Genomic DNA, 25,124 nt, shown 5'->3' on the forward strand with positions numbered 1-25,124 from the left:
CAACCCCACCGTGACTCGGCGTCCCCCGGCACACAGCACACCGCCGTCAGCACCGCTCAGAAAGCTCCGACACCCCGACCGGCAAAGACGGCTCGCCCTCCGCCTCCGGCGCGGGAGGCAACTCCACCGTGAACTCGGTGTGCCCCGGTGCGCTGCGCACGGCGGCGCGCCCGCCGTGCGCCGACGCGATCGCCTCGACGACGGCCAGGCCGAGGCCGGACCCGGAGTCGCCCGGGCCGCGGCGCGAGCGGGAGGCGTCGGCGCGGGTGAAGCGGTCGAAGACCGAGGCGAGGAGGTGCGGCGGGATACCGGGGCCGTCGTCCCGGACGCGGATGACGCGGCGTTCGGCGGTGGCCTCCACCATGGCCACGACCGTGGTGCCGGGCGGGGTGTGCGCGCGGGCGTTGGCGAGAAGGTTCGCCACGGCTCTGCCCAGCCCCGTCTCGTCGCCGATGACCAGTGCCGGCGCGTCGAGACGCAGCGCCAGTCGCCAGGTGCGGTCCGGGTCCGCCGCCCGTGCCTTCCGGACGGCCTCGGCGACCAGGGCCACCAGGTCCGCCTCGGCGGACCGCAGGGGGCGGCCCTCGTCGAGCCGGGCCAGCAGCAGGAGGTCCTCGACCAGGCCCGTCATGCGCGCCGACTCGGCGGAGACCCGGCGCCAGGCCAGCATCGGCTCGACCGGTCCGGTGCCGCGGTTCATGAGCTCGGCGTATCCGGCGATCGACGCGAGCGGGGTGCGGAGTTCATGGCCGGCGTCGGCGAGGAAGCGGCGCATGCGTTCCTCACCGCGGCGGCGGGCCGCACGGTCGCTCTCGACCTGGTCGATCATGCGGTTGAGCGCGGCGCCGACCTGCCCGGCCTCGCTGCCGGGGTCGATGTCCGCCTCGGCCACCCGGGGCAGGCCGGTGAGCGGATCGTGGCCGAGCGGCGCCCGGGCGAGATCGGCGGCGGTGGCCGCGACCCGGCCGAGGGGGCGCAGCTGACGCCGTACGACCACGGCACAGACACAGCCCGCGACGGCCAGTCCGGCGGCTCCGACGACCGCCTCGACCACGACCAGGCGGTTCAGCATGTCCCGTACGTCGTCCATGGGGAGCCCGGCGAGGATCCGGACCCCGCTCGCGTCCAGCCCCGTGACCCGGTAGGTGCCGAGGCCGGGGACGGTCCGGGTGTGGGGTGTGCCGTCGGGGGCGATGCCGCGCAGGGCGGCGCGCTGGCCGGCGGTGAGGGGCCGGGGCGTGCTGTCCGGGCCGGTGACCGCCGCCGCGGTGACCGCGCCGTGCGTGTCGAGACGGGCCGCGAGGAGTCCGTCGGGGTGGCCGTTCCCGTCGAGGAACGTCAGGTCCCGGTCGTCGCCCGGCCGGGCCGAGGCCCCGGCCAGGCCGTGTTCGGCGGCGTCCATGACCCGGCCGTCGAGATGGTCCAGCAGCAGGGCCCGCTGGGCGAGGACGGCGGCGAGCGCCATCGCGGCGCAGACGGCGACGAGGGCGGCGCCGATGCGGAGGAGGAGCCGGGTGCGCAGGGACCCGGGGGTGCCAGACATGTACCGATCCTGTCCCGGTCCGCTGAGGGAAGCCTGTGTTCCGGCTGAGCACCGGCGATGTCCCCGTACGAACGGCGCGGGCCGCGCCCCCGGTCACCCGGGAACGCGGCCCTCGAACTGCCTCCGACTGCCTTGCCGGCCCGCTTACTTGCGGATCAGGCTGCGCAGCACGTACTGCATGATGCCGCCGTTGCGGTAGTAGTCCGCCTCGCCGGGGGTGTCGATGCGCACGACCGCGTCGAACTCGACGCCGGTGTCGGTGGTGACCTTCACCGTGCGCGGGGTGGTGCCGTTGTTGAGCTCCTCGACACCGGTGAAGGAGAAGGTCTCCTCGCCGGTGAGACCGAGGGACTGGGCCGAGGCGCCCTCGGGGAACTGGAGCGGCAGGACGCCCATGCCGATGAGGTTCGAGCGGTGGATGCGCTCGTACGACTCGGTGATGACGGCCTTGACGCCGAGGAGCGCGGTGCCCTTGGCGGCCCAGTCGCGGGAGGAGCCGGAGCCGTACTCCTTGCCGCCCAGGATGACGAGCGGGATGCCCTGCTCGATGTAGTTGCGCGAGGCGTCGTAGATGAACGACACCGGGCCGTCGGCCTGGGTGAAGTCGCGGGTGTAGCCGCCCTCGGTGCCCGGCGCGAGCTGGTTGCGCAGGCGGATGTTGGCGAACGTGCCGCGGATCATGACCTCGTGGTTGCCTCGGCGGGAGCCGTAGGAGTTGAAGTCACGACGCTCCACACCGTGCTCGGTGAGGTACTTGCCGGCCGGGGTGTCGGCCTTGATGGCGCCGGCGGGCGAGATGTGGTCCGTCGTCACCGAGTCGCCCAGCTTGGCGAGCACCCGGGCGCCGGAGATGTCGGAGACCGGGGTGGTCTCCATCGTCATGCCCTCGAAGTACGGGGGCTTGCGGACGTAGGTCGACTCGGCGTCCCACTCGAAGGTGTTGCCGGTCGGGATCGGCAGCGCCTGCCACTGGGCGTCGCCCGCGAAGACGTCCGAGTAGGACTTGGAGAACATGTCCTCGCCGATGGCGTTGGCGACGACGTCGTTCACCTCGGCCTCGGAGGGCCAGATGTCCGCGAGGAAGACCGGCTTGCCGTCCTGGTCGGTGCCCAGGGCCTCACGGGTGATGTCGACCTTCATGGAGCCGGCGATCGCGTAGGCCACGACCAGCGGCGGGGACGCCAGGTAGTTCATCTTGACGTCGGGGTTGATACGGCCCTCGAAGTTCCGGTTGCCGGAGAGGACCGAGGTGACGGCGAGGTCGTGGTCGTTGACGGCCTTGGAGACCTCGTCCGGCAGCGGGCCGGAGTTGCCGATGCAGGTGGTGCAGCCGTAGCCGACGAGGTTGAAGCCGACCTTGTCGAGGTACGGGGTCAGGCCCGACTTCTCGAAGTAGTCGGTGACGACCTTGGAGCCCGGGGCGAGCGTGGTCTTGACCCACGGCTTGCGGGTCAGGCCCTTCTCCACCGCCTTCTTGGCCACCAGGGCGGCGGCGACCATGACGTACGGGTTGGAGGTGTTGGTGCAGGAGGTGATGGCCGCGACCGTCACCGCACCGTGGTCGATCTCGTACGACGTGCCGTCGGGGGCGGTCACGGTGACCGGGTTGGACGGGGTGCCGTTCGGGGCGACGGCCGGGGCGTCGGAGGCCGGGAAGGACTCCTTGCCGGACTCGTCGACGGAGTCGACGTAGTTGAGGACGTCCGTCTTGAACTGCTCGGCGGCGTTGGCCAGGACGATACGGTCCTGCGGGCGCTTCGGGCCGGCGATGGACGGGACGACCGTCGACAGGTCGAGCTCGAGCTTCTCGGAGAAGTCCGGCTCGGCGGCCGGGTCCAGCCAGAGGCCCTGCTCCTTGGCGTACGCCTCGACGAGCGCGACCTGCTGCTCGGAGCGGCCGGTGAGCTTGAGGTAGTTCAGGGTCTCGTCGTCGATCGGGAAGATCGCGGCGGTGGAGCCGAACTCCGGCGACATGTTGCCGATGGTGGCGCGGTTGGCGAGCGACGTGGCGGCCACGCCCTCGCCGTAGAACTCGACGAACTTGCCGACGACGCCGTGCTTGCGCAGCATCTCGGTGATCGTGAGGACCAGGTCGGTGGCGGTGGTGCCCGGCTTCAGCTCACCGGTCAGCTTGAAGCCGACGACACGCGGGATGAGCATGGAGACCGGCTGGCCGAGCATCGCGGCCTCGGCCTCGATGCCGCCGACGCCCCAGCCGAGGACACCCAGGCCGTTGACCATGGTGGTGTGCGAGTCGGTGCCGACGAGGGTGTCGGGGTAGGCCTGGCCGCCTCGGACCATGACCGTGCGCGCCAGGTGCTCGATGTTCACCTGGTGGACGATGCCGGTGCCGGGCGGGACGACCTTGAAGTCGTCGAAGGCGGTCTGGCCCCAGCGCAGGAACTGGTAGCGCTCCTTGTTGCGGCCGTACTCCAGCTCGACGTTCTGCTTGAACGCGTCGTTGGTGCCGAACTTGTCGGCGATGACGGAGTGGTCGATGACCAGCTCGGCCGGGGAGAGCGGGTTGACCTTCGCGGGGTCGCCGCCGAGCTCCTTGACGGCCTCACGCATGGTCGCGAGGTCCACGACACAGGGAACGCCGGTGAAGTCCTGCATGATCACGCGGGCCGGCGTGAACTGGATCTCCTGGGACGGCTGGGCCTGCGAGTCCCAGCCGCCAAGGGCGCGGATGTGGTCGGCGGTGATGTTCGCGCCGTCCTCGGTGCGGAGGAGGTTCTCCAGCAGCACCTTCAGGCTGTAAGGGAGGCGCGCGGCGCCCTCGACCTTGTCCAGCCGGAAGATCTCGTACGACTCGTCGCCCACCTGCAGCGTGCTGCGGGCGTCGAAGCTGTTCGCCGACACGACAGTCTCCTTCATTGATGTGCGCGTACCACCACGATCCTGCCGCCACGGCTATTTGGCCGATCCGCTAAGGTAAGGCTAAGTTAGGTAACCCTTACCGTCGGACCGGTGGCGCCGCGCGGCTGCGGTGCACCTCGGCAGATATCTCGATGTCGAGATAACTCTAATACACGAGGGCCGGATGGTCATGCCCCGGCACCCGATGCGGTCATACGCGTCCCTTCCCGGGGTATCCGAACGAGGTATCCACGCCACGAACGGAAGGGAGACAGGCATGCCGCTCACGTTCCGCAAGAGTTTCCGGATCCTTCCGGGGGTGCGACTGAACATCAACAAGCGCTCCTGGTCCATCACCACCGGCGGCGGAAAGAACGGCCCGCGGTACACCCGCAGCAGCACAGGACGGCGTACGACATCGATGGATCTGCCCGGGCCTTTCGGGTGGCGGCGCACCACGAAGGCGCGGCGGCACTGACGCCACCGGGCGGGATTGACACCCCATCACCCGAATGGACCCCCCACTCGGGCACCATCTCATATCTGAGATAACCTCAACCTCATGGCAGACGACTACCTCGTACGCATCGGCAAGCTCATCCGTGACGCCCGGCAGCACCGGGGCTGGACGCAGTCGCAGCTGGCCGAGGCGCTCGGAACCAGCCAGAGCGCCGTCAACCGGATCGAGCGCGGCAACCAGAACATCAGCCTTGAGATGATCGCGCGCATCGGGGAGGCCCTCGACAGCGAGATCGTGTCGCTCGGCTACGCCGGTCCGATGCATCTGCGGGTGGTCGGCGGGCGCCGGCTGTCCGGCGCCATCGACGTGAAGACGAGCAAGAACGCGTGCGTGGCGCTGCTGTGCGCCTCACTGCTCAACCAGGGGCGCACAGTGCTGCGCCGCGTCGCCCGTATCGAGGAGGTCTACCGCCTCCTGGAGGTACTGGGCTCCATCGGCGTCCGCACCCGGTGGATCAACGACGGCGTCGACCTGGAGATCGTGCCGCCGGCCGAGCTGGACCTGGCGGCCATCGACGCGGACGCGGCCCGCCGCACCCGCTCGATCATCATGTTCCTCGGCCCGCTGCTGCACCGCATGGACCACTTCAAGCTGCCGTACGCCGGCGGCTGCGACCTCGGCACGCGCACGGTCGAGCCGCACATGATCGCGCTGCGCCGGTTCGGTCTCGACATCGCCGCGACCGAGGGCCAGTACCACGGCGTGGTGGACCGCGCGGTCCGCCCCGAACGTCCGATCGTCCTGACCGAGCGGGGCGACACGGTCACCGAGAACGCGCTGCTCGCCGCCGCCCGGCACGACGGCACCACCGTCATCCGCAACGCCTCGTCCAACTACATGGTCCAGGACCTGTGCTTCTTCCTGGAGGCCCTCGGCGTCAAGGTCGACGGCATCGGCACGACCACGCTCACCGTGCACGGCGTGCCCACCATCGACGTGGACGTGGACTACTCCCCCTCCGAGGACCCGGTCGAGGCGATGAGCCTGGTCGCCGCGGCCGTCGTCACCGAGTCGCAGCTGACGGTGCGCCGGGTGCCGATCGAGTTCCTGGAGATCGAGCTGGCCGTGCTCGAGGAGATGGGCCTCGACCACGACCGCACGCCCGAGTACTTCGCCGACAACGGCCGCACCCGGCTGGTGGACCTCACCGTCCGGCCCTCCAAGCTGGAGGCGCCGATCGACAAGATCCACCCCATGCCGTTCCCCGGCCTGAACATCGACAACGTCCCGTTCTTCGCGGCCATCGCGGCGGTCGCCCAGGGCCAGACCCTCATCCACGACTGGGTCTACGACAACCGCGCCATCTACCTGACCGACCTGAACCGCCTCGGCGGCCGGCTCCAGCTCCTCGACCCCCACCGCGTCCTGGTCGAGGGCCCGACCCGCTGGCGCGCTGCCGAGATGATGTGCCCGCCCGCCCTGCGCCCCGCCGTGGTCGTCCTCCTGGCGATGATGGCGGCCGAGGGCACGTCGGTGCTGCGCAACGTGTACGTCATCAACCGGGGTTACGAGGACCTGGCGGAGCGGCTGAACTCGATCGGGGCGCAGATCGAGACGTTCCGGGACATCTGAGGGGTGGAGGCGGCCCTGCCATCCGGTTGCCGTCAGGGCCGCCGCCTGACCACCCGGAAGCCGACGTCCCACTCACGGTCGACGTCACGGATGGTCACGTCGGTACGGGTCTTGACGGAACACCAGTAGTGGGCGAACGACCCGCCCTTGATCGGGAGGTAGTCGTCCGAGGCGGGCTGTCCGCGCAGCCCACGAAGCCATGGCGTACGCGGTGTGTCGCGTTCGGGAGCGCAGAGCTCCCAGACGTTTCCTCCGCAGTCGAAGAGGCCGAAGTGGCTCACCCCGGAGGTGAAGACACCCACCGCGGTCGTGGTTCTGATACCGGCTTGCCTACTGTTGCTGCGGCCGGGTGAGAAGTCGCTTCCCCAGGGATAGCCCTCGACGCCGTCGCCCGATCTGGCGGCCGCCATCCACTGCGCGACGGTGGGCAGTGTCACCAGCTCTCCCCTGAGTGCGCCCAGCCAGCGACAGAACGCCAGCGCCTCGTGGTAGCTGATGCCGACGATCGGGTGGTTGGGAAGGTCGAACGGTGGCCCGTACGCCTCGGGCGCACACCACCCGAGTCGGTCACGCAGGCCGACCCCACGCCTCGTCCAGTGACGGTCCTTCCCATAGCCGCCGTCACGCAGGAACACCTCGTACTGCGCATTGGTGACCGGATACCTGCCGATGTGAAAGGCCGGGACGGTGACGGAAGAGGATTCCGACAACGGAACTCGTTGTTCCGGTATGAACGCCCACTCGATGGCGGGCGCGCTGCTCGTCATCAGGTGGCCGACACCGACGCCCGGGCGGTCGTCGCCGACCATGCCGAGAGCACGGCCCAGCGCCGCGAGTTCCGCCGGCGGCCGCACCGTGCTCTCGGCGAGTCGCTGCCTGACCACACCGCGGATGACCTGCCGCGCGGACTCACCGGGCAGATTGCCGTTCTCCCTGATGCACAGCGCGGCCGCCTCCGGTTGCGCCCGTCCGAGCCAAGCGACCAAGGGCTCCAGGCTGTCGTGGAACCGGGGCACGAACCCCAGCGCGGCCCGCCAGGGCGTCTCCACCCACCATGCCTCCGGATCGACGTACTCCTCGACGGACAGCCCGTCCGGGATGCCGACGGACAGCGCCGAAGCCGCGAAGTAGTCACGGATCACGCGGTGCCGGAAGGCGACACGCGAGTCGTCCTGATCGACGATTCCGGCCAGCACCGCCGCCTCGAAGAGACGAGAGGCCGAGGCCTCCCCCGTTTCGACCGGCCAGGAGGTCACGGAGGACAGGTCGTAGCACTCCTGGCGCTCACGGATGAGCTCGACCGCGAAGGGAGCGAGGCCGGAGAAGAGCTGGTCGAGCGTGATGTCGCGGTATCCCACTTCCGTGTGCAGCCTGCTCCACAGGGCTGTCACCAGGTGATGAAGAATGTCGGGCTTCGACAGGTCGAGGTACTCGCCTTCCCGCCGAATGGTCACCATGGCGCGCAGCAGGAAGGGGGTTCGGGCCAGTTGCAGAGCGGGGGGCGGATCACGCAGCAGCCGGAGGCGAAGTGCTGCCACTTCGCCGGGAAGCTTACGGGGCACGGTCGCGGAAAGGGACCACAACTGCTCTCTGGAGCCCCCGGCGGCTCGCCACCCCTCCTGGACCATCTCGTATTCCTGGCCGGCGAGCCGGCGGAAGACCTCCTCCGCGACGCTCGTGCCGAGTTCGCATTCCAGATGACGCAGGACCTCGGGTGGGTCAAGGGGGAGCAACTCGACCTCCACACAGTTCGGCACCGACCAGTCGAGCCCGCGAGTGGTACGGGTCGACAGGATGACCGACGCGTTCGGATGGCCGCGCATGAAGTCCAGGACGGCGGACTGCTGCGGGGGCGTCATCTCGTCGAACGCGTCGCAGTAGAAGACGCATTGGTGGAGAAGTTCGTCCTGCGCCGCGCCGCTGAGGAAAGGCACCGCCTGCCGCAGCATGTCCTCGACCTGGACGAACTCACGAGCCACGTCGCCGTGGCCGGTCACCTGCACCGGTATCGCCGACCCGTCGACCTGGTACGCGCGGCACTGCGCCAGGGCCAGGAGGTCCAACAGCACGCTCTTGCCCATCCCGGGTGCTCCGCTGACGATCATCCGGCGCACCGCCGTGCGTCGCACGTATCCGACGACGTCCGGGACCAGAGTGTGCTCGGCGCTGATGGACGTGGACCGGACCTGCGCCCTGGTCACCACGGACGAGCGCTCCAACGAGTCGAAGGACGGCCCCATACCGCTGAGCCGGACCTCACCCACGAGCCGGCTCTCCAACGTGCGCACCAGCCGCTGCACATACTGCCGTGCGTCGGCCACGGGACTGGCCGCGAAGGGCGTCGTCCACGGGACCAGCTGGTCCGAACGGACGCTGCCGTCATAGCCGCGTGACGAGTAGAACACCGGTACCTGAGTCGTCTCGCCGGCCGTTCGCAGGCGCTCGAACTCGATTCGGACCTGCTGGGCGACGGCCTCCATGTCGGGCAGTCTCCCCGGTGTGGCCGGCAACTCGGCGAGCAGCACCGAGGACAGACGTCCTGTGCCGGCGCGGTTCGCCGCCAGGTCGCCTTCCCGGGTGGCGCACAGAGTGAACTGGTCCGTCCGGCCCAGCTCGCCTCGTGGCAGGGACACCGTCGGCAGCCCCCGGCGCAGCTCGCGGTAGGGGACGAAACGCCGGCACGCGTCGACGATCAGGATCTGGCTCCGGACCCCCGCGAACGTCGAGGAGCGGAAGGCCGTCATGAGATCGTCCAGGTCGACATTGCGCAGCACTTCCTCGTGCGCGTCACTGGTGAACAGGCGCAGCCGGCCCTCGGGGTCGGTGATGCCGTGACCTCCCCAGAAGAAGAAGAGGACGTCGCAGGGGTGTTCTCGGACCACATCGAGCAGCGCGGCGTGGATGGCGTCACAGGCGGGCTCCGCGACGCTCATGCCCGTCCGCTGTCGCCAGTCGTCGAGGGCGGACGGGGATGCGCTGTTGGCGAAGAGATCGATGTGGGCGGTGGGCATTCCCATGTCCAGCAGCCAGTCCGTGAACCGGAGCGCGTCAGCCGCGGGGCCCACCAGCTCCCAGTCCTGTCCCGCGGCATAGGTCTCGACTCCCACCACCAACGCGCGGGCGTGCAGGAACTCGTTCACGGGCATGCGCTGAGCACGGTCTCGCAGCATCGGGTATTGAACCAGTAGGCACTGTGGCACCGTGGGAACGGCATGCCGGTGTCGACACGGACGTCGCGTACCCGGTCGCCGAAGACCGGCGCCGCGACGTACGCGAGGAAGTCCCGCTGGTCGTAGATGTTGATCCATTCCGGGAAGCCGGAAGGCAGCGAAGCACCCGCGCGCAGGCCCCACAGCGCGTCGAGCTCCCAGAACATTGGTGCGGCGGTGCCCACGGTGACGAGGCGGACGTCGGACCGGCCGGTCGTGGCGAAGAGGTCGAGACAGATGATGCCGCCGAGACTGTGAGCGATCACGGTCACGGGGGGCTCCAGTGCGTTGACGCAGTCGGCGACGAAGCTCCGAATCGCCTCGCCGTCCCGTTGGTAGAGCAGGATGTCACCTGCGACGAGGGACGCGGAGTCCGTGAACGCTCCTCGCCGTCGTGACACATAGGAGGTGGCTCTGTTCGCGAAGAAGGTCCCGATCCGTTCCTTCGCCCGGCCGCCGACCACACCGCGGTACTCGTCATCCGTGGCCTGGCACAGCGTCTTGACGAACACGTCCCTGAATTCCCGGTCGTAGACGACCCGCAGGGCCGGGGCGTCTTCCTGCTCCGCTCGTCGCGTCGCCTCCGCGACCGTCGCCCGGACCACAGCCGGCCACACGTCGACGGCCGCGACGCCACTGACCTCCAGTTCTCCGAACGTCTCCGAGGCGGCCAGCGTGCGACAGGCGTCGGCGAACTGTCCCTCGAGTCCGACCCCGCTGAACAGCTCCTCGACCGCGTCCGAAGCGGCGAACCGCAGGTATCTGCTCCGGATGGCACTGCCCGCTGGCTCCCGGCCCGGATGAAAGCCTCCCCCTCGGAAAGCGGATTCGTCCGTCAGCGCGAGCAACCGGAGTTCGAAGAGCGCGTCGTTCTGCAACCGATCCCACACCATGACGTCGAGGCCGTCCGGAGCCTCGGGGGAAGCTGCGCCCCGTGCCCCGTCGGCCACGGGTATCGACGCCCCCTGGGCGTACAGGGAGCTGCCGTGCCGGCCACCCCAGAAACATCCGTGCACCGTGAGGTCCGGGCGCCGAGCACGCAGCCACCGGGAAATCGTGTCGAGCGTGGTGTCGAAGGATGCCTTTCGCACGCCTGTGCCGTGCACGAACAGGACAGCCGTCACCGTGATGCCCCCGTCCTCGTCAGTCGCTGTTCGATGGTCCAGCGGATGACCCGCCGGTGCCATGCGTGCGCGGTCTGCAGGGCCAGCGCCGTCGTGAAGGTCAGGGCTTCACCGGTGCCCACATACGGAACGGCCTTGATGTAGCGGCCCTGCCGGGCGTTTCCCACGACCGGAAATTCCCAGCCGTCGGGCCGGCGGCTCGTGCGCAGATACTGGAGTGGTCCGAGAACCAGCCTGTGGAACGGGTCCACATCGATTTGCAGCAGAGCCAGAGGTATGGCCGGCGTATAGCCCTGTAACGCGATCGCCTCGCGCGAGTCCGGAAGGGTTCCGGCCGCGATCTCCAGGCTCGCGGCACAGTGTCCGTTGCCGACGGCCTTCGACAGTGAGCGGACACCCGTGCGCACCAGCTCGCCGTCGTCCGTGCTGCCGCATCGTCGGATGGCCCACAGGGCCATTGCGCTGCTGGTCGGCTCCGGCTCCCCGGCTTCCGTGTGCCACAGGCCGCTCCGTCTGCGTCTGGTTCGCTTCAGGTATCCAACCGCCGTGTCGACGGCGGACTGGACGGCGGCCTTGTCGATTCCGTGCGTGGCTTCGTCGAGAAGTGCCGCGGTCATGCGCAGCGTGTACGCGCACACCGCGGTGAGGAAGACGGAGGGAGGGTTCCGGGCGTCCCGGCTGAACCCCCAGGCACCGTTCTCGTCCTGCGCGTCCACCAGCCACCTCACCGCGGAGGCGTACCGTGCCTCATGTCTGCCCCGGTAGCCGGTCGCGATGAGTGCCCAGAGCGATGCGGCCGTCGCCCAGACGTTGCGTGAGACCGAACTCCAGCACGCGGCTTCCGGGTACTTGGCGTCGTCGCCGATGCCGACGGCGAGCGCGTAGTGAGTGGACCAGAGGTAACTCTGTATGCGCAGCCGCATGGAGGCGCTGAGGAGGCCCATACGGTGCAGTGCCAGAAGAACCGTGGCCGTGGTCTCGGGGAGGGACTCCGACGGTGTACCGATCTGCTTGGGAACGCCGACGTCGGTGTTGAACGAGTTCAGGAGCGGCTCGACCAAGTCGTAGAGCGGGCTACCCCAGAAGTGCTCCGAGTAGTGAAGATCCCAGTGTCGCGCGCGGTCCCGCACGAAGCCCAGGTCTGCGTCGGTCCAGACACTCATCGGCGTTCACTCGTCATCGACGACCAGCCCCCGGCTCAGACGGGTCTTCTCCAGCACACACGACATCTCCAGCCCTGCTGCGGCCACGGCGGTGTGCATCTGCGGGTTCACGTGACGGAGTGCGGGACAGTGCACGGAGCTCCGCGCCGAGCAGAGCATCGCCTCGGTCCGGCTGTCCGGCCGGCTTACGAGCCGACTCCCCGACCAGGTGTAGGAGTGTGCGTCCGGAACATCGATGAACATGGGGCACTGGAACACCCGTCCATCGGGCAGGAAGAGCAGGTTGTCGTGGCTGCGCACCGCACAGGACCTTCGGTGGTCCTGGGCCGGTACGAAGGTGCGCTCCAGGCGGATGTCGATCGCGAGATCGGCCGACCGTTCTTCGATTTCCTTGGTCAGCGCCTGCCACTCGGGTATGGACAGCACCATCTCGGGTGTGGCGAATCCGCGGTTGGAGACGTAGTGGACGTTGACCCAAGTCAGCCCCAGGCGCTCACAGAGCCTGAGGGTGTCGACGGCGTCGTGCGCGTTGGTCCCGCTCACCGACGTGATGCCGAACAACTGATAGCCGCGCTCCCGTGCGTGTGCGACATTGGCGACCAGCCGCTCGAAGGCCCGCTTGCCGCGGACCGCGTCGTGGGTCTCGGGGCCCGAACCATCGATGCTCACGCCGACCACGGGTGGGTTCGCACCGTCGAACCGGTCGACGAAAGACCGAAAACCGTGCAGGCCATTGGTGACGAGCCGGGCGCGGAGTCCTTGCCTCTGGACCAGGTGGACCGCGTCGGCGATCCGGGGGTAGAGGGTCGGTTCTCCGCCGAGAAACGTGATCTCCTCCGTTTGCCAACGCTGCCGAGCTTCCGCGATCAGCCGCGTCAGTGAATCGTAGGAGAAACTCTGTGCGGTCGACAGGTTTTCACCCACAAAGCAGTGCGTGCACCGCAGATTGCACCGATAGGTTACGTAGACATCCACAGATCGCACTCGCACCGAAGCCCCCCACCCCCCGATTCGCTATTTCACTGTGCGGTACGTCGGTGTCCCACGGAAGCCCGCCAGGAAGCCCATGGCGTCAAGGCCGTCGATATCATCCTTGGTCGCCCAGACGAACTGGTCGTGGTCGTCGGGATCAAGTTGCACATCGCCGCCCACGTAGCGGCAGAGGAAGACCGTCTGGAATGTCTGCCGCTCCGGCAGAGTGGCCAGATTTGTGTAGGCGTACAGCAAGCGCTCGATATCGACCTTGATCTTTGTTTCCTCGAACACCTCGCGAACGAGCGCGTCCTCCAGGGTTTCTCCCGGGTCGACAGTTCCTCCGGGTAGGTCCCACTTCAGTGGCATGTAGTCGTCGACGGCGGACCTCCGGGTCACCAGGAAGCGCCCGTTACGCTCGATGAGGGCATGCGCTGCTCCGTAGAACAAGGTCAACTCGAATTCACCTTCCGTGCGCGGTCGACTCCGGCGCCCGTTGTCCATGGTGAGGCGGAAGGGGCCGGAGAAACAAAACTGGCGACGGTGATGGCACCGCAGTGGACACCGTCGCTCAGCCCGGCAAGAGTAGCGTCAACTCGACCTGGCGCGAAGCCACTTGACCGAGGCCGTTTTGGGATCATCCATTTCATGATCTAGCCATAACAACGACTGCCCGAATAGCATCGGATTTCGATGGGTTATCAGACGCAACAAGGGCGAGCCGGTGACCGGCCCGCCCTGTCCGTTCGCGTGCTTGCTCCGGGCCGGCCCCGGAACGGGGTCAGTACAGCTTGTTGACCGCCGTGACGGTGGTCTTCTTGAAGTCGGCCACCTGGGCGTGCTGGAAATTGCCCATCTGGCCCCACAGGACGACCGTCACGGTCCGGCCGTCGCGGCCGACCGAGAACAGGCCGATGTCGGAGGAGCCCCATGCCGAGGCGGTGTGGAGGCCGTAGACGTGGGCGCCCTCCTCGACGTTCAGCCGGCCGTAGGACTTCTGCGTCGCCGTCAGGTCGGGGTCCTGCTCCATCAGCTTCTTCGCGCAGCCGGTGATGTCCTTGCGCAGCAGCGCCGCGAAGTCCTTGGCGCGCTGTTCCGTGCGCTCCACGACCGTGATCTGCCGGGCGCTGGTGTCGAACTCGGTCCAGTAGGAGCGGTGGCTCGCGATGGACGGCAGGGCCTCGCCCACGCAGACCGGCAGCGGGTCCGGCTGACCGGCCGTGACGGGTCCGGCGTACCAGGGCGAGGTCGGGTGCGGCGGCAGTTCGGCCGGCTCCAGGAACCGGGGTGTGGCGGCGGCCGGTGCGGTGGCGGCAGCGGCCGGTACGGCGACTGCGGCGACACCGGCCACGGCCGCCAGCGCGGCCACGGTGGTACGGACGCCTCGGGCGCGAAGCTGCACGGTCTTCCCCATGTTTCCCCCATGATTTCTTGATTGTTTTCTCGTCGAATGCGCGGGCTTCGACCCTCGCACCCCCTACGACCCGTAACCGCCCGCATACGTTGCCCTGCCCGCCCGCTACGGGTCCGTCCCGAATGTCACCGGCGCGCTACAAGGGATCGACGTCAGGGGCGGGGACATGGCCGACTACGAGGGGGCCGTGATCCCCCTCACTTCCGGCCCGGGTCGACCCAGGGTCGGCAGTTATGGTGACCAGGGCGCATCAAGGTGCCCAACACGGACAATGTGGCGGAGGGCACGCGGTGTCGGACCAGGGGCGACTCGTCGCCGGGCGCTATCGGCTCGCCGAGCGGATCGGCCGGGGCGGTATGGGCACGGTGTGGCTGGCCGACGACGAGGTGCTGGGGCGCCGGGTCGCGCTGAAGCGGCTGCACGAGCAGCCGCACCTGTCGGCCGACGAGCTCGGCACACGCGACGAGCGCATGCGCCGTGAGGCGCGCAGCGCCGCGCGTATCGTCCACCGCAACGTGATCGTCGTGCACGATGTCGTGGAGGACGAGGGTCGGCCCTGCGTCGTCATGGAGTACGTCCCCGGCCACACGCTCGCCGACCTCCTCCGGGACGGCAGCACCCTTCCACCCCACGAGGCGGCCCGGATCGGCGTGGCCATGGTGTCCGCCCTGCGAGCCGCGCACGAGGCCGGGGTCCTGCACCGCGACGTCAAGCCCGGCAACGTGCTGCTGGGCGCGGGCGACCGGGTCGTGCTCACCGACTTCGGCATCGCCACCACGGCCGGCTCGCCCACCCTGACCAGGACCGGCGAGATGGTCGGATCCATCGACTACATGGCCCCGGAACGCGTCAGAGGCCTCACCCCGGGCCCGGCCTCGGACCTGTGGGCCCTGGGCGCCACGCTGTACCAGACGATGGAGGGCCACACCCCCTTCCGCCGCCCCACGGCGATGGAGACGGCCTACGCCATCGCCACGGACCCCGTGACCCCTCCGACCCAGGCCGGCCCCCTGGGCCCACTCATAGAGTCCCTCCTGGCCAGGGAGCCGGAGGAACGCCCGTCGGCGGAGGAGACAGAACACTCCTTGCGGGCAGCGGTGGACGCCCTTCAGGGGCGCGGGGAACTGCGCGATCAACCACAAACAATCCGCACCCGCCGACGCCGCCGCATCACCACCACCGTCGCGGCACTGATCGCCACCCTCGCCGTGGGCGCCACCCTCTACGCAGTAAACCCACCCCAAACCGACAAACCACGCAAAACCACAAGCCGCCCCACCGCCACCCCCAGCCCCGTCCCCAAGGGCTACCACCTCGTCCACGAGAAGAAGCTCGGCATCTCTTTCCCCATCCCGGACGACTGGACCGCCCGCACCCGCACCGCGGAACAGGTCACCTACGCCGACCCCACCGGCCTCGCCGGCATCACCATCGGCACGGTCACCCCGGCAGGACCGAACCCGGCCGACCACTTCGCCGACATCGAGGCGAACACCAAGGTCAACTACCCCTCGTACCGCAGACTGCGCATGGAGCGGACCACATTCCGCGAACAGCCCGCCGCGATCTGGGAGTTCACCTTCCAGGGCCGGGCCCGCCCCTTCCGTGCCATCGACCTCGGCTACGGCCGTGAGGGCGAACGCGAGTACGACATCTACCTCTCGGCACCCGAGGCGGAGTGGGACACCCACCGCCCCGTCTTCGACCATGTCAGGGACGGCTTCCGGACAGGCTGAAGAGGTCCGTGATCCGCTTCATACCGGCGACCGGACAGGACCGGGCCTTCAGGGCGTAAAGCGACCGAAGAATGGATATGGGCTATACGGCGAAACGCGGGGAGTGTCCGACGTGCCCGGATGCCGCGCGCAGCGGCTTCAGGGGAGGGAGCGCGCATGGACGGCCGGCCCTTATACCTCGAACCGCGGCTGGAGCCACGGCTGAGGTCGCTCGTGGCGGCGACCGGAACATTGCACTCGCTCATGGACGCGCTCGGTTCACCCCTGCACGTGGTGGTGCCGGACCAGATCGCCGAGAATCTGGAGCGCTTCCGGTCGGTGTACCGCGCGCATCATCTGTCGGGCCAGGTCTTCTACGCCCACAAGGCCAGCGGGTCGAGCGCGCTGCTGCGCCGCCTGGCCGCCACGGACGGGGGCGTGGACGTCGCGTCGCTGGGTGAGTTGCAGCACGCGCTCGGTGCCGGTTTCACCGCCGACCGGATCACGGCCACCGGGCCGAAGAACCCCGAGTTCCTGTGGCTCGCGGCCCGTACGGGGGTCACGGTCAGCGTCGACGGCGTGGCCGAGCTGGACCAGCTCGGCGCGCTGGTGCGCAAGCACGCGCTCGCGCCGGTGCGGGTCCTGCTGCGGCTTTCGGGGTTCGAGACGTCGGGGGTGCGAGTGCTGAGCCGGCGCAGCCGGTTCGGCACGCCCGTACGGGAGTTGGAGCGGCTTCTGGAGGCGGTCGAGCGGCACGGTGACGCGGTGGAGCTCACGGGCGCGGCCTTCCATCTGGACACCACCAGCGTCGCGGAGAAGGCGACCGCGCTCGAAGGGTGCCTGGCCGCTCTGGAGGCGTGCCGGAGCCGGGGACTCAGGCCCCGGGCCGTGGACGTCGGCGGCGGGTTCGGGGTCAGCTACCTCGCCGAGCGGGAGCAGTGGGAGGCGTACACGACGGCGCTCACGTCCGCCGTGCTGGGCCGCCGCCCGCCTCTGACCTGGGGCGGTCACGGCTACGGGCTGCGGAACGAGTCCGGCACCCTGCGCGGCACGCTCGGCCTCTACCCCGCCCACCGGCCCGTCGCCGGCGCGGCCTACCTGGACGAGCTGCTGGGCCGGCCCGCCGCCTCGCTGGGCGGCCGTCCGCTGGCCGGACTGCTGCTGGAGCACCTGTACGACCTGCACACCGAGCCGGGCCGGGCGCTGCTGGACCAGTGCGGGCTGACGCTGGCGAAGGTGCTGGAGGTCCGCGAGCAGGAGGCCGGCGGAGAGCTGCTGGTGCGGCTGGCCGCGAAGGCGGACGACATCGCCCTGGAGGACCACGGAGTGCTGATGGACCCGGTCGTCGTCCCCGGGAGCGGGGCGGGGCCGGGCGAGGGGCCCGTCGCCGTGCACCTCTTCGGCAGCCTGTGCCTGGAGAGCGACCTGATCACCCGGCGCACGGTGTTCCTGCCCCGCCGTCCGGTCCCCGGCGATCTGCTGGCGTTCGCCAACACCGCCGGGTACGCCATGGACTTCCACGCCACCCGCGCCCAGCACCAGCCCGCCGCCCGCAAGGTCGCCGCCTGGCAGGACGGCGACGGGTGGACCTGGTGCCTCGACGACCAGTTCTGGCCGATCACGCCCTCGGGGGGAGTCCAGTGAGGTACGACAGCATCACGGAGGCGATAGGCAACACCCCGCTGGTGCGGCTGGATCCGGCCGTGCACGGACTGCGGAACATCGACCTGTTCGCCAAGCTGGAGATGCTCAACCCCTGGGGCTCGGTCAAGGACCGGGCGGCCTGGAGCATGGCCCGTCCGCTGCTCCCTGAGGCCGTCGAACAGGGCAGCCAGATCGTGGAGTTGTCCAGCGGCAACACGGCGAAGGCGCTGGCGGTCGTCGCGGGCATGCACGGACTGGGCTTCAAGAGCGTCACCAACCGGATGCGGGTGCCGGAGATCAAGGACCTCCTGCTGCTGCTCGGCGCGGAGATCGAGGAGCTGCCGGGGCAGAGCGAGTGTCTGGACCCGACCGCGACGGACGATCCGCTGACCCTCTTCCACCGGACGCTGTCCGCCTCCGGCAGCGCCTATCTGCACACCGACCAGTACTTCAACCCGCGCAACACCGAGGCCCATCTGACCGGAACGGGCCCGGAGATCGTCAAGGACCTCGACGGCCGGGTGCCGGACTGGTTCGTCGCGTGTGTGGGGACGGCCGGTTCCTCCACGGGCGTGGCCCGCGCGCTGCGGGAGGACGACCCCTCGGTACGGGTGGTCGGGCTGGTCGCGGCCAAGTCCGACTTCATCCCCGGCATCCGCACGATCGACGAGGTGCAGGAGGTCGGCCTGTTCGACCCGGAGACCTACGACACGATGGAGTCGGTGAGCGCCGACGAGGCCATCGAGGGGATGCTGACCCTGAACCGCCGCTGCGGCATCCTGGGCGGCCCCACCGGAGGGGCGGCCTACTTCGGTGCCGTCCGCCATCTACGCGCCTTCGACGAGGAGTCGAGCGAGCGCCGGACGGCCGTGTTCATCGTCTGCGACCGGGTCGAGAGCTATCTGAGCTACGTCCGTCAGCGGCGGCCCGACCTGCTGGGCCGGCCCGCCCGGAGGAACTCCCCGGCCGACCTGACCGATGCCGAGGTGCGCGGGGCGCCGTCGGTCACCGTGGCCGAAGCCCAGCGCTGGATCGACACCGACCGGCCGCTGGTGGTCGACCTGCGCAGTCCGTTCGCGTACGCGGCGCTGCACATCGACGGGTCGGTCAACATCGTCGACGAGCTGTTCGCCGAACTGCTGCGGGGCGGCCTGCCGTTCAGCCGGAGCCGACCGGTGCTGCTGGCGTGTCCGGTGGGCGAGCAGTCCGCGCGGTACGCGGCGCTGCTGGCCCGGATGGGGCATGCCGACGTGCGCAGCCTGACCGGCGGCATCATCGCCTGGCGGGACGCGGGCGCGCCCCTGGTGCGGGACTGACGGCCATGACCGCACCGATCACCCGCGAGGACCTGGCCCCGTGGCAGCAGGCGCTGCGCGCCCAGTTCCCCATCGTCACCGGGCACCCGGAGCTGGCGTATCTGGACAGCGCGGCCACGGCTCAGAAGCCGCAGGCCGTCCTGGACGCCGTGCAGACGTATCTCACCACCAGCAACGCCAACTCCGCGCGCGGCACCTACACCTGGGCCAACCGGACCACGGAGCTGGTGGAGCGGACCCGTGAGCGCGTCGCCCGGTTCCTCGGGGACGACCGGCCGGAGCGGTCCGCCGTCCATTTCACCAGCGGCACGACCGAGGGGCTGCGGACGATCGCCCGCGACTGGCTGCCGGGCTTGCTGCGCGACGGCGACGAGATCGTCGTACCCGACGCCGACCACCAGGCCAACATCGCGCCCTGGCTGGAGGCCCAGCGGCTGCTCGCCCGGGAGGGTGTGCACGTCCGGGTGCTGCCGATGCCGTACCAGAGCGGTTCCGGGGACTACGACCACACCGCGCTGGCCGAACGGGCCGGGCCGCGCACCCGGTTCGTCGCCACGACCCATGTCCACCACGTGTACGGCGGCGACATGAATGTGCACCGGATCCGCGAGGCGGTCGGACCGGACGCGGTCATCTGTCTGGACGCGGCCCAGAGCGTCGGGCATCTTCCGGTGTCCGTGGGCGACTTGGACGTCGACTTCGTGGTCTTCTCCGGGCACAAGGCGCTGGCCCTGCCGGGTTCCGGGGCGGTGTGGGCCCGGCAGGCGCGCGGTCCGGTGTTCGCGCCCGGCGGGTGGAGCGGCACGCCGAACACCGTGGGCATCGCCTCGCTCGAAGCGGCCCTGGACTGGCTGGACACCGCCGGTGTGGAGCGTATCGAGCGGTGGACGGTCGCCCTGGCGGCCCGGCTCACCGACGGGCTGCGCCGGCTGGACGCCTACGAGATCCTCGGCTGCCCGCTCAGCCTGGCGGCGGACTCGACCGTGCAGCGGCGCCAGAGCATCGTGACCCTGCGCCATCGCGCCATCGACTCGGGCGACCTGGGCTTCATCCTCTTCAGCCACGGTTTCATGGTCCGCTCCGACCATCACTGCCAGGGCGACGCGGGCGAGAAGACCGGTTCGGTGCGGGTGAGTCTGCATGTGTACAACACCGTGGAGGAAATCGACCGGCTGCTGACCGTTCTTGCGTCACTCCAGTGACTCCGCCAACTGGGCGTAATGAGAACCGTTTCCACCTGTAGGCTCGGGCCGGCAGGAGTCAGGTGCGAGACGGCAAGGTGGCGCGTCCGGATGGGGCTGAGTCTGGCGACGGCGGAGCGGTGGGTGGAGCGCTGGGAGCTCCAGCAGCAGCGGTACGCCGTCGACCGCGAGGAGCGGTTCACGGTGATCGCCGATGTCGTCGAGCACGTCACGGCGGGGCGCGCGGAGCGGCCGCTCGTCGTCGATCTGGGCTGCGGGCCCGGCTCCCTGGCGGCCCGGCTGGTCCGGCGGTTGCCGGACGCGGAGATCGTGGCCGTGGACCGGGACCCCGTCCTGCTGGAGCTGGGCCGGACCCACCATCCGGACGCGGCCCGCTATGTCGACGCGGAGATCGGCGCCCCCGGCTGGACCGGGACGCTGGGCCTGGACCGGCCCCTGGACGCGGCCGTCTCCACGACGGCCCTGCACTACCTCGACCGCGACACCCTGCTGCGCACCTACCGGCAGCTCGCCTCGCTGCTGCGGCCCGGGGGCGTCCTCGTCAACGGCGACCATCTCCCCCAGGACGCCGCCGGCCCGGCCCGGATCGCCGCCCATGTCGGGCGGTGCCGGGCCGACCGGCAGCGGGTGTTCGCCCATGAGGACTGGGGCTCCTGGTGGGCCGCCCTCTCCCGCGACCCCGAGCTGACCGACCTCCTCGCGGAGCGCCGCCGCCGCGAGGCGCCTCTCGACAGCGGCCGCCCGGCCGAACTCCCCCTCTCCACCCATCTGGAGCTGCTGCGGCGGGCGGGGTTCAGCACAGCGGGGCCGGTCTGGCAGTACGGCGACAGCTGCGTGGTCGTCGCGGTCCGCTAGAGCCCGCATCACCCCTTCGCGCTCCGTCAGATGGCGGGCGGCGGCGAGTGCTCGGACGATACACGCAGACATCGCCATATATTCATGCCGCCACACCGCAGCCCCGGCCGAGGGGCCGGGGGCCGTAGCGCCCACACCCGAGGAGCCACCCTCCATGACCACCGCCGAGCACATCACGCACGAGGACCACCCGCACGCCCACGGCGACGACTGCGGACACATCGCCTTCGCCCACGGCGACCACACCGACTACGCCCATGACGGCCACATCCACCGGATGCACCAGGGCCACGTCGACGAGTGCGCGAACGGCGGCCACACGGTGCACCAGAACCACGACCACCAGCACGGCGACGACTGCGGCCATCTGGCCGTGCGGCACGGCGACCACACCGACTACGTGCACGACGGTCACCGCCACGCCGGACACGAAGGACACTGGGACGATCACTGAACGGCCACCGCACCCCGCGGTAGCGCGGCTCAGGACAGGCTGTCCCAGTCGACCGTGCGGTCGCACCAGCGCCCGAGCAGCGTGCGGTCGTGGCCGACGGCCAGCAGCGCGGCGCCGGTCGCGGCCCGGTAGTCCTCCACGGCCGTGACCAGGGCGGCGGCGGTGGAGGCGTCGAGCATGGCGGTCATCTCGTCGCACACCAGCAGGCGCGGGCGCAGCACGAGGGCGCGGGCGAGGCAGGCGCGTTGCAGCTGGCCGTCGCTGACCTCGTGCGGCCGTCGGGTCAGCAGGTCCGGGGTGAGGCCGACGGCAGGGGCCAACTCGGCCACCCGGCCGGGGGTCTCCCTGCCACGGCCGGTGGCGCGCAGGGGTTCGGCGATCAGGTCGGAGAGCGGCAGCCGGGGGTCGGCGGAGAGCCTGGCCTGCTGGAAGACGACCCCGAAGGCCGTGCGCAGGGCGCGCGGGGCGCGGTGGCGCCAGTGCCGTACGGGGTCGCCGTCGAGGACGAGGGTTCCGGAGTCGGGCCGGTGCAGCAGGGCCGCGACACGCGCCAGGGTGGACTTGCCGCAGCCGCTCGGGCCGAGCAGGCCGACGGACTCGCCCGGTGCCACGGTCAGGGAGACGCCCCGGACCACCGGCGCGTTCCTGGTGTATCCGGCGGTGATGGAGCGCAGTTCAAGCACGGACGTCCTCCGGCAGGTGCGGGTGGTGGCAGGCGACCGCGCCCGGGGGCGGCGGGGCGGCACAGGTGCCGGTGGCCCGGTCGCAGCGGACGGCGAAGGCACAGCCGTCGGGGAGGTCGCCGAGTTCGGGCGGCATGCCGGGGATGGCCGTGAAGGCGCGGTCGGGGAGGGCCTGGAGCAGGCCGCGGCTGTAGGGGTGGCGGGGCCCCGGTGAGCCGAAGAAGTCCTCGGCGGCGGCCAGTTCGACGATCCGGCCCGCGTACATCACGGCGACCCGGTCGGCGACGCGCTCGGCGGCCGCCAGGTCATGGGTGATCATCAGCAGGCCCCGTCCCCGGCCGCCCGCCTCCCCCGGCTCGTCGATGTGCCGCCGCAGTTCGTCGACCGTACGGTCCACCAGGTCGCGGTCGAGCCCGGTGGTCGGTTCGTCGGCGAGCAGCAGGGGCGCGTCGCCGACGAGGGCGAGGGCGGTGGCGGCGCGCTGGGCCAGGCCTCCGGAGAGCTGGTGGGGGTGGCGGTCGAGGTGGTCCGCGGGGAACGCGGCCCGCTCGGCGGCGGCCTCGGCGGCGGCGCGCAGGGCGGCGCGTCCCCGGGTCGCGGTCAACGCGGCGACCGTCTCCTCCAGTTGGGAGCGGACGGTGCGCACGGGGGTGAGGTGGGCGGCCGGGCTCTGCGGTACGAGGCCGATGAGCCGGCCCCGTACGGTACGGGCGAGGGTCCGCTCGTCGGCCGCGAGCAGGTCCAGTTCGCCGAGGTGAGCCGCTCCGGCGGTCTGCGCGTTCCCGGGGAGCAGGCCGAGCAGCGCGGAGGCCAGCACGGACTTGCCGCAGCCGCTCTCCCCGATCAGGGCCAGGCACTCACCGGCCGCCACGTCGAACCGGGCGTCGGTGACGGCGGCGACGCGACGTCCGCCGGGCATGAGGAAGCGCACGGAGAGGCCGCGCACCGACAGCACGGGCTCGTCTCCGGCCGGCACCGCGGCGACTTCACCCGGGCCGGTCTCGACTCCGGTGCTCACAGCATCAGCTCCGATCGGTGGCGGGGATGGATCCGCTCCCGCCATGCTCCGGCGAGGCCGGCGATCGCGAGGGTGGGGATGATGAGGAACAGGCCCGGGAACAGGGTCGGCCACCACTGTCCGGCGAGCAGGGAGCCGCGGGCCGTCTGGATCAGGGTGCCGAGGCTCGCCGTGTGGGTGGGCAGCCCGAGTCCGAGGAAGGACAGCGCCGACTCGTGCCACATGGCGTGCGGCACCATCAGCACGGCGGCCAGGGCGGCTTGGGGAAGGACGGCGGGCAGCAGATGCCGTACCGTCACCCGCCACCGGGACGCCCCGCCGGAGACGGCGGCGTCGACGTACGGCCTGGACCGCAGGGACAGCACCTCGGCGCGGACGATCCGGGCGGTGGACAGCCAGTGGGTGAGCGCGACGGAGACGACCACCGGCCAGACACCGGGGCGGAACATCGCGACGATGAAGATGCCGAGCAGCAGGTGCGGCACGGACGAGAACGCGTCGACCACCCGCATCAGGGCGCGATCGGCCCAGCCGCCCAGGGCGCCCGCCGTCGCGCCCACGGCGGTGCCGACCACCGTGGCCGTCAGCGCCGCCGCCACTCCGACGAGCAGCGAGACGCGCAGGCCGTAGACACAGCGCAGCAGCAGGTCGCGGCCGACGTCGTCGGTGCCGAAGGGGTGCGACCAGGAGGGCGGTTGGAGCTTGGCGGCGAGGTCGACGGCCTGCTGGTCGAGCTGGACCAGCGGCGGTACGAGCAGCACGGCGAGGACGGTCGCGCCCACCAGGACGGCGGACGTGCGCACCCGCAGCGTGCGGGTGGAGCGGCGTTTCGGGCCGTGCGAGCGCCACTCGGTCTCGGCCGGGGCGCCGGCGGGCGCCGGTGCGTCACATGTCACTGAGCTTCACCCTCGGGTCGAACAGTCCGTAGAGCAGGTCGGCGAGCAGGTTCCCGGCGAGGACGGCGGCCGTGGCCAGGGTCGTCAGGGCGGCGAGCAGCGGGAAGTCGACGGCGGTGGCCGCCTCGACGGTGGCGGCGGCGATGCCCGGCCAGCTGAAAACACTCTCCACCAGCAGGGCCCCGGTGATGAGTTCGGGCACGCGGGAGCCGATCAGGGTGAGCACCGGCAGCACTCCGGAGCGCAGGGCGTGGCCGAGCAGGACGGTGCGTTCGCTCAGGCCGCGTGCGCGGGCGCCGCGTACCGGGTCCTCCGCCAGGGCGTCGCCGACGCCCTGGCGGACGTAGAGCGTGAACCAGGGGAGTTGGGAGACCGCGAGGACACCGGCGGGCAGGACGAGGTGGCTCGCGACCTGCCCCGGCGTGACCTGTTCGCTGGCCGTGTCCGTCAGACCGCCCGCCGGGAGGACGTCCCACTGGAGGGCGAACAGCCAGACGGCGAGCAGGGCGATCCAGAAGACCGGGGCCGCCTCCAGGGTGTAGGCGAGGGAGGTGACGGCCCGGTCGAGGAGCGACCCGGGCCGACGGGCGGCGAGCACGCCGAGGACGGTGCCCACCAGCACGGCGGCGGCGAAGGCGACCGCGCACAGCAGCGAGGACCACACGAGCCGTTCGCCGATCACCTGGGCGACCGGCTGCCGCAGCACGCTGGAGTGGCCGAGGTCGCCGCTGAGCGCGGAGGTCAGCCACTGCCACCAGCGGGCGGCGAAGGGCTGGTCCGCGCCGAGGTTCTCGCGCAGCCGGTCCAGGGTCTGCTGGTCGGCGCCGAGCGCGGCGGTGCCGGCGTACGCCTTGACGGGGTCGAACGGGGAGGCGGCGGCGATCGCGAACACGCCGAAGGTGACGACGAGCAGGACGGGGACGGCGAACAGCGCCCGCCGCCCCGCCAGCCGTGCCATCGCTCCC

Annotated in this window: 20 protein-coding genes; 8 read left to right on the forward strand and 12 right to left on the reverse strand. The window is 70.6% G+C overall.

All coding sequences use genetic code 11. The features are described from left to right. Positions 1 to 46 precede the first annotated feature (46 nt). On the reverse strand, positions 47 to 1,543 hold the full coding sequence (locus tag ACFT32_RS37650; protein WP_382498170.1) for a sensor histidine kinase: 1,497 nt from the start codon (positions 1,541 to 1,543) through the stop codon (positions 47 to 49). 144 nt (positions 1,544 to 1,687) lie between these two features. Continuing rightward, positions 1,688 to 4,405 (reverse strand): aconitate hydratase AcnA, encoded by a 2,718-nt coding sequence (gene acnA / locus ACFT32_RS37655; protein WP_382498171.1) that lies wholly within the window; start codon positions 4,403 to 4,405, stop codon positions 1,688 to 1,690. 274 nt (positions 4,406 to 4,679) lie between these two features. Between acnA and ACFT32_RS37660 the strand changes: the two genes are divergently transcribed. Both ACFT32_RS37660 and ACFT32_RS37665 read left to right on the forward strand, forming a co-directional pair. Then, complete coding sequence (locus ACFT32_RS37660) at positions 4,680 to 4,880, forward strand: DUF4236 domain-containing protein (protein WP_033308449.1); 201 nt, start codon at positions 4,680 to 4,682, stop codon at positions 4,878 to 4,880. A gap of 84 nt (positions 4,881 to 4,964) precedes the next feature. Beyond that, on the forward strand, positions 4,965 to 6,494 hold the full coding sequence (locus ACFT32_RS37665) for a helix-turn-helix domain-containing protein (RefSeq protein WP_382498173.1): 1,530 nt from the start codon (positions 4,965 to 4,967) through the stop codon (positions 6,492 to 6,494). Between the two features lie 32 nt (positions 6,495 to 6,526). On the opposite strand, the gene ACFT32_RS37670 is transcribed toward ACFT32_RS37665, so the two are convergent. The 6 genes from ACFT32_RS37670 to ACFT32_RS37695 all read right to left on the reverse strand — a co-directional run bounded on the left by ACFT32_RS37670 (position 6,527) and on the right by ACFT32_RS37695 (position 14,376). Next, positions 6,527 to 9,640 (reverse strand): SUMF1/EgtB/PvdO family nonheme iron enzyme, encoded by a 3,114-nt coding sequence (locus ACFT32_RS37670; RefSeq protein WP_382498175.1) that lies wholly within the window; start codon positions 9,638 to 9,640, stop codon positions 6,527 to 6,529. Beyond that, complete coding sequence (locus ACFT32_RS37675; RefSeq protein ID WP_382498177.1) at positions 9,631 to 10,794, reverse strand: hypothetical protein; 1,164 nt, start codon at positions 10,792 to 10,794, stop codon at positions 9,631 to 9,633. The genes ACFT32_RS37670 and ACFT32_RS37675 overlap by 10 nt, the downstream gene beginning before the upstream one ends. A gap of 29 nt (positions 10,795 to 10,823) precedes the next feature. Continuing rightward, entirely contained in the window at positions 10,824 to 11,990 is a 1,167-nt protein-coding gene (locus ACFT32_RS37680; protein ID WP_382498179.1) for a hypothetical protein, read from the reverse strand. Between the two features lie 6 nt (positions 11,991 to 11,996). After that, the gene (locus ACFT32_RS37685; protein ID WP_382498181.1) at positions 11,997 to 12,965 is read right to left on the reverse strand and encodes a radical SAM protein; all 969 of its coding nucleotides are present in this window, start codon (positions 12,963 to 12,965) and stop codon (positions 11,997 to 11,999) included. Positions 12,966 to 13,004: 39 nt separating this feature from the next. Beyond that, positions 13,005 to 13,418: an NUDIX domain-containing protein gene (locus tag ACFT32_RS37690; protein ID WP_382498183.1), complete on the reverse strand. Its 414-nt coding sequence runs from the start codon at positions 13,416 to 13,418 to the stop codon at positions 13,005 to 13,007. Positions 13,419 to 13,743: 325 nt separating this feature from the next. Further along, entirely contained in the window at positions 13,744 to 14,376 is a 633-nt protein-coding gene (locus ACFT32_RS37695) for a hypothetical protein (protein ID WP_382498184.1), read from the reverse strand. Positions 14,377 to 14,666: 290 nt separating this feature from the next. Here ACFT32_RS37695 and ACFT32_RS37700 point away from each other — a divergent pair, with 290 nt between their 5' ends. From ACFT32_RS37700 to ACFT32_RS37725, 6 genes are all read left to right on the forward strand, one after another. After that, a complete protein-coding gene (locus tag ACFT32_RS37700; RefSeq protein WP_382498185.1) occupies positions 14,667 to 16,112 on the forward strand; it encodes a serine/threonine-protein kinase in 1,446 nt (481 codons plus the stop codon). Positions 16,113 to 16,268: 156 nt separating this feature from the next. Next, entirely contained in the window at positions 16,269 to 17,735 is a 1,467-nt protein-coding gene (locus ACFT32_RS37705) for a Y4yA family PLP-dependent enzyme (RefSeq protein ID WP_382498187.1), read from the forward strand. Further along, positions 17,732 to 19,051, forward strand: coding sequence for a pyridoxal-phosphate dependent enzyme (locus tag ACFT32_RS37710; RefSeq protein ID WP_382498188.1), 1,320 nt, complete (start codon positions 17,732 to 17,734; stop codon positions 19,049 to 19,051). Before ACFT32_RS37705 ends, ACFT32_RS37710 begins: the two co-directional genes overlap by 4 nt. A gap of 5 nt (positions 19,052 to 19,056) precedes the next feature. Then, entirely contained in the window at positions 19,057 to 20,253 is a 1,197-nt protein-coding gene (locus tag ACFT32_RS37715) for an aminotransferase class V-fold PLP-dependent enzyme (RefSeq protein ID WP_382498190.1), read from the forward strand. A gap of 90 nt (positions 20,254 to 20,343) precedes the next feature. Further along, positions 20,344 to 21,108, forward strand: a complete 765-nt coding sequence (locus ACFT32_RS37720) for a class I SAM-dependent methyltransferase (RefSeq protein WP_382498192.1) — start codon at positions 20,344 to 20,346, stop codon at positions 21,106 to 21,108. Between the two features lie 154 nt (positions 21,109 to 21,262). Beyond that, positions 21,263 to 21,562: a hypothetical protein gene (locus ACFT32_RS37725; protein ID WP_382498194.1), complete on the forward strand. Its 300-nt coding sequence runs from the start codon at positions 21,263 to 21,265 to the stop codon at positions 21,560 to 21,562. A 29-nt stretch (positions 21,563 to 21,591) separates the two neighbouring features. Here ACFT32_RS37725 and ACFT32_RS37730 read toward each other — a convergent pair whose 3' ends face one another. The 4 genes from ACFT32_RS37730 to ACFT32_RS37745 form a co-directional block, all read right to left on the reverse strand. Next, on the reverse strand, positions 21,592 to 22,245 hold the full coding sequence (locus ACFT32_RS37730; protein ID WP_382498196.1) for an ABC transporter ATP-binding protein: 654 nt from the start codon (positions 22,243 to 22,245) through the stop codon (positions 21,592 to 21,594). Beyond that, on the reverse strand, positions 22,238 to 23,164 hold the full coding sequence (locus ACFT32_RS37735) for an ABC transporter ATP-binding protein (RefSeq protein WP_382498683.1): 927 nt from the start codon (positions 23,162 to 23,164) through the stop codon (positions 22,238 to 22,240). The genes ACFT32_RS37730 and ACFT32_RS37735 overlap by 8 nt, the downstream gene beginning before the upstream one ends. Before the next feature lie 95 nt (positions 23,165 to 23,259). Beyond that, positions 23,260 to 24,159 carry an ABC transporter permease gene (locus ACFT32_RS37740; RefSeq protein WP_382498198.1) on the reverse strand — a complete coding sequence of 300 codons (900 nt, stop codon included), beginning with the start codon at positions 24,157 to 24,159 and terminating at the stop codon, positions 23,260 to 23,262. Next, complete coding sequence (locus ACFT32_RS37745) at positions 24,149 to 25,117, reverse strand: ABC transporter permease (protein ID WP_382498200.1); 969 nt, start codon at positions 25,115 to 25,117, stop codon at positions 24,149 to 24,151. The genes ACFT32_RS37740 and ACFT32_RS37745 overlap by 11 nt, the downstream gene beginning before the upstream one ends. Between the last annotated feature and the right edge of the window lie 7 nt (positions 25,118 to 25,124).

Source organism: Streptomyces sp. NPDC057002 (assembly GCF_042673825.1).
Taxonomy (GTDB): domain Bacteria; phylum Actinomycetota; class Actinomycetes; order Streptomycetales; family Streptomycetaceae; genus Streptomyces.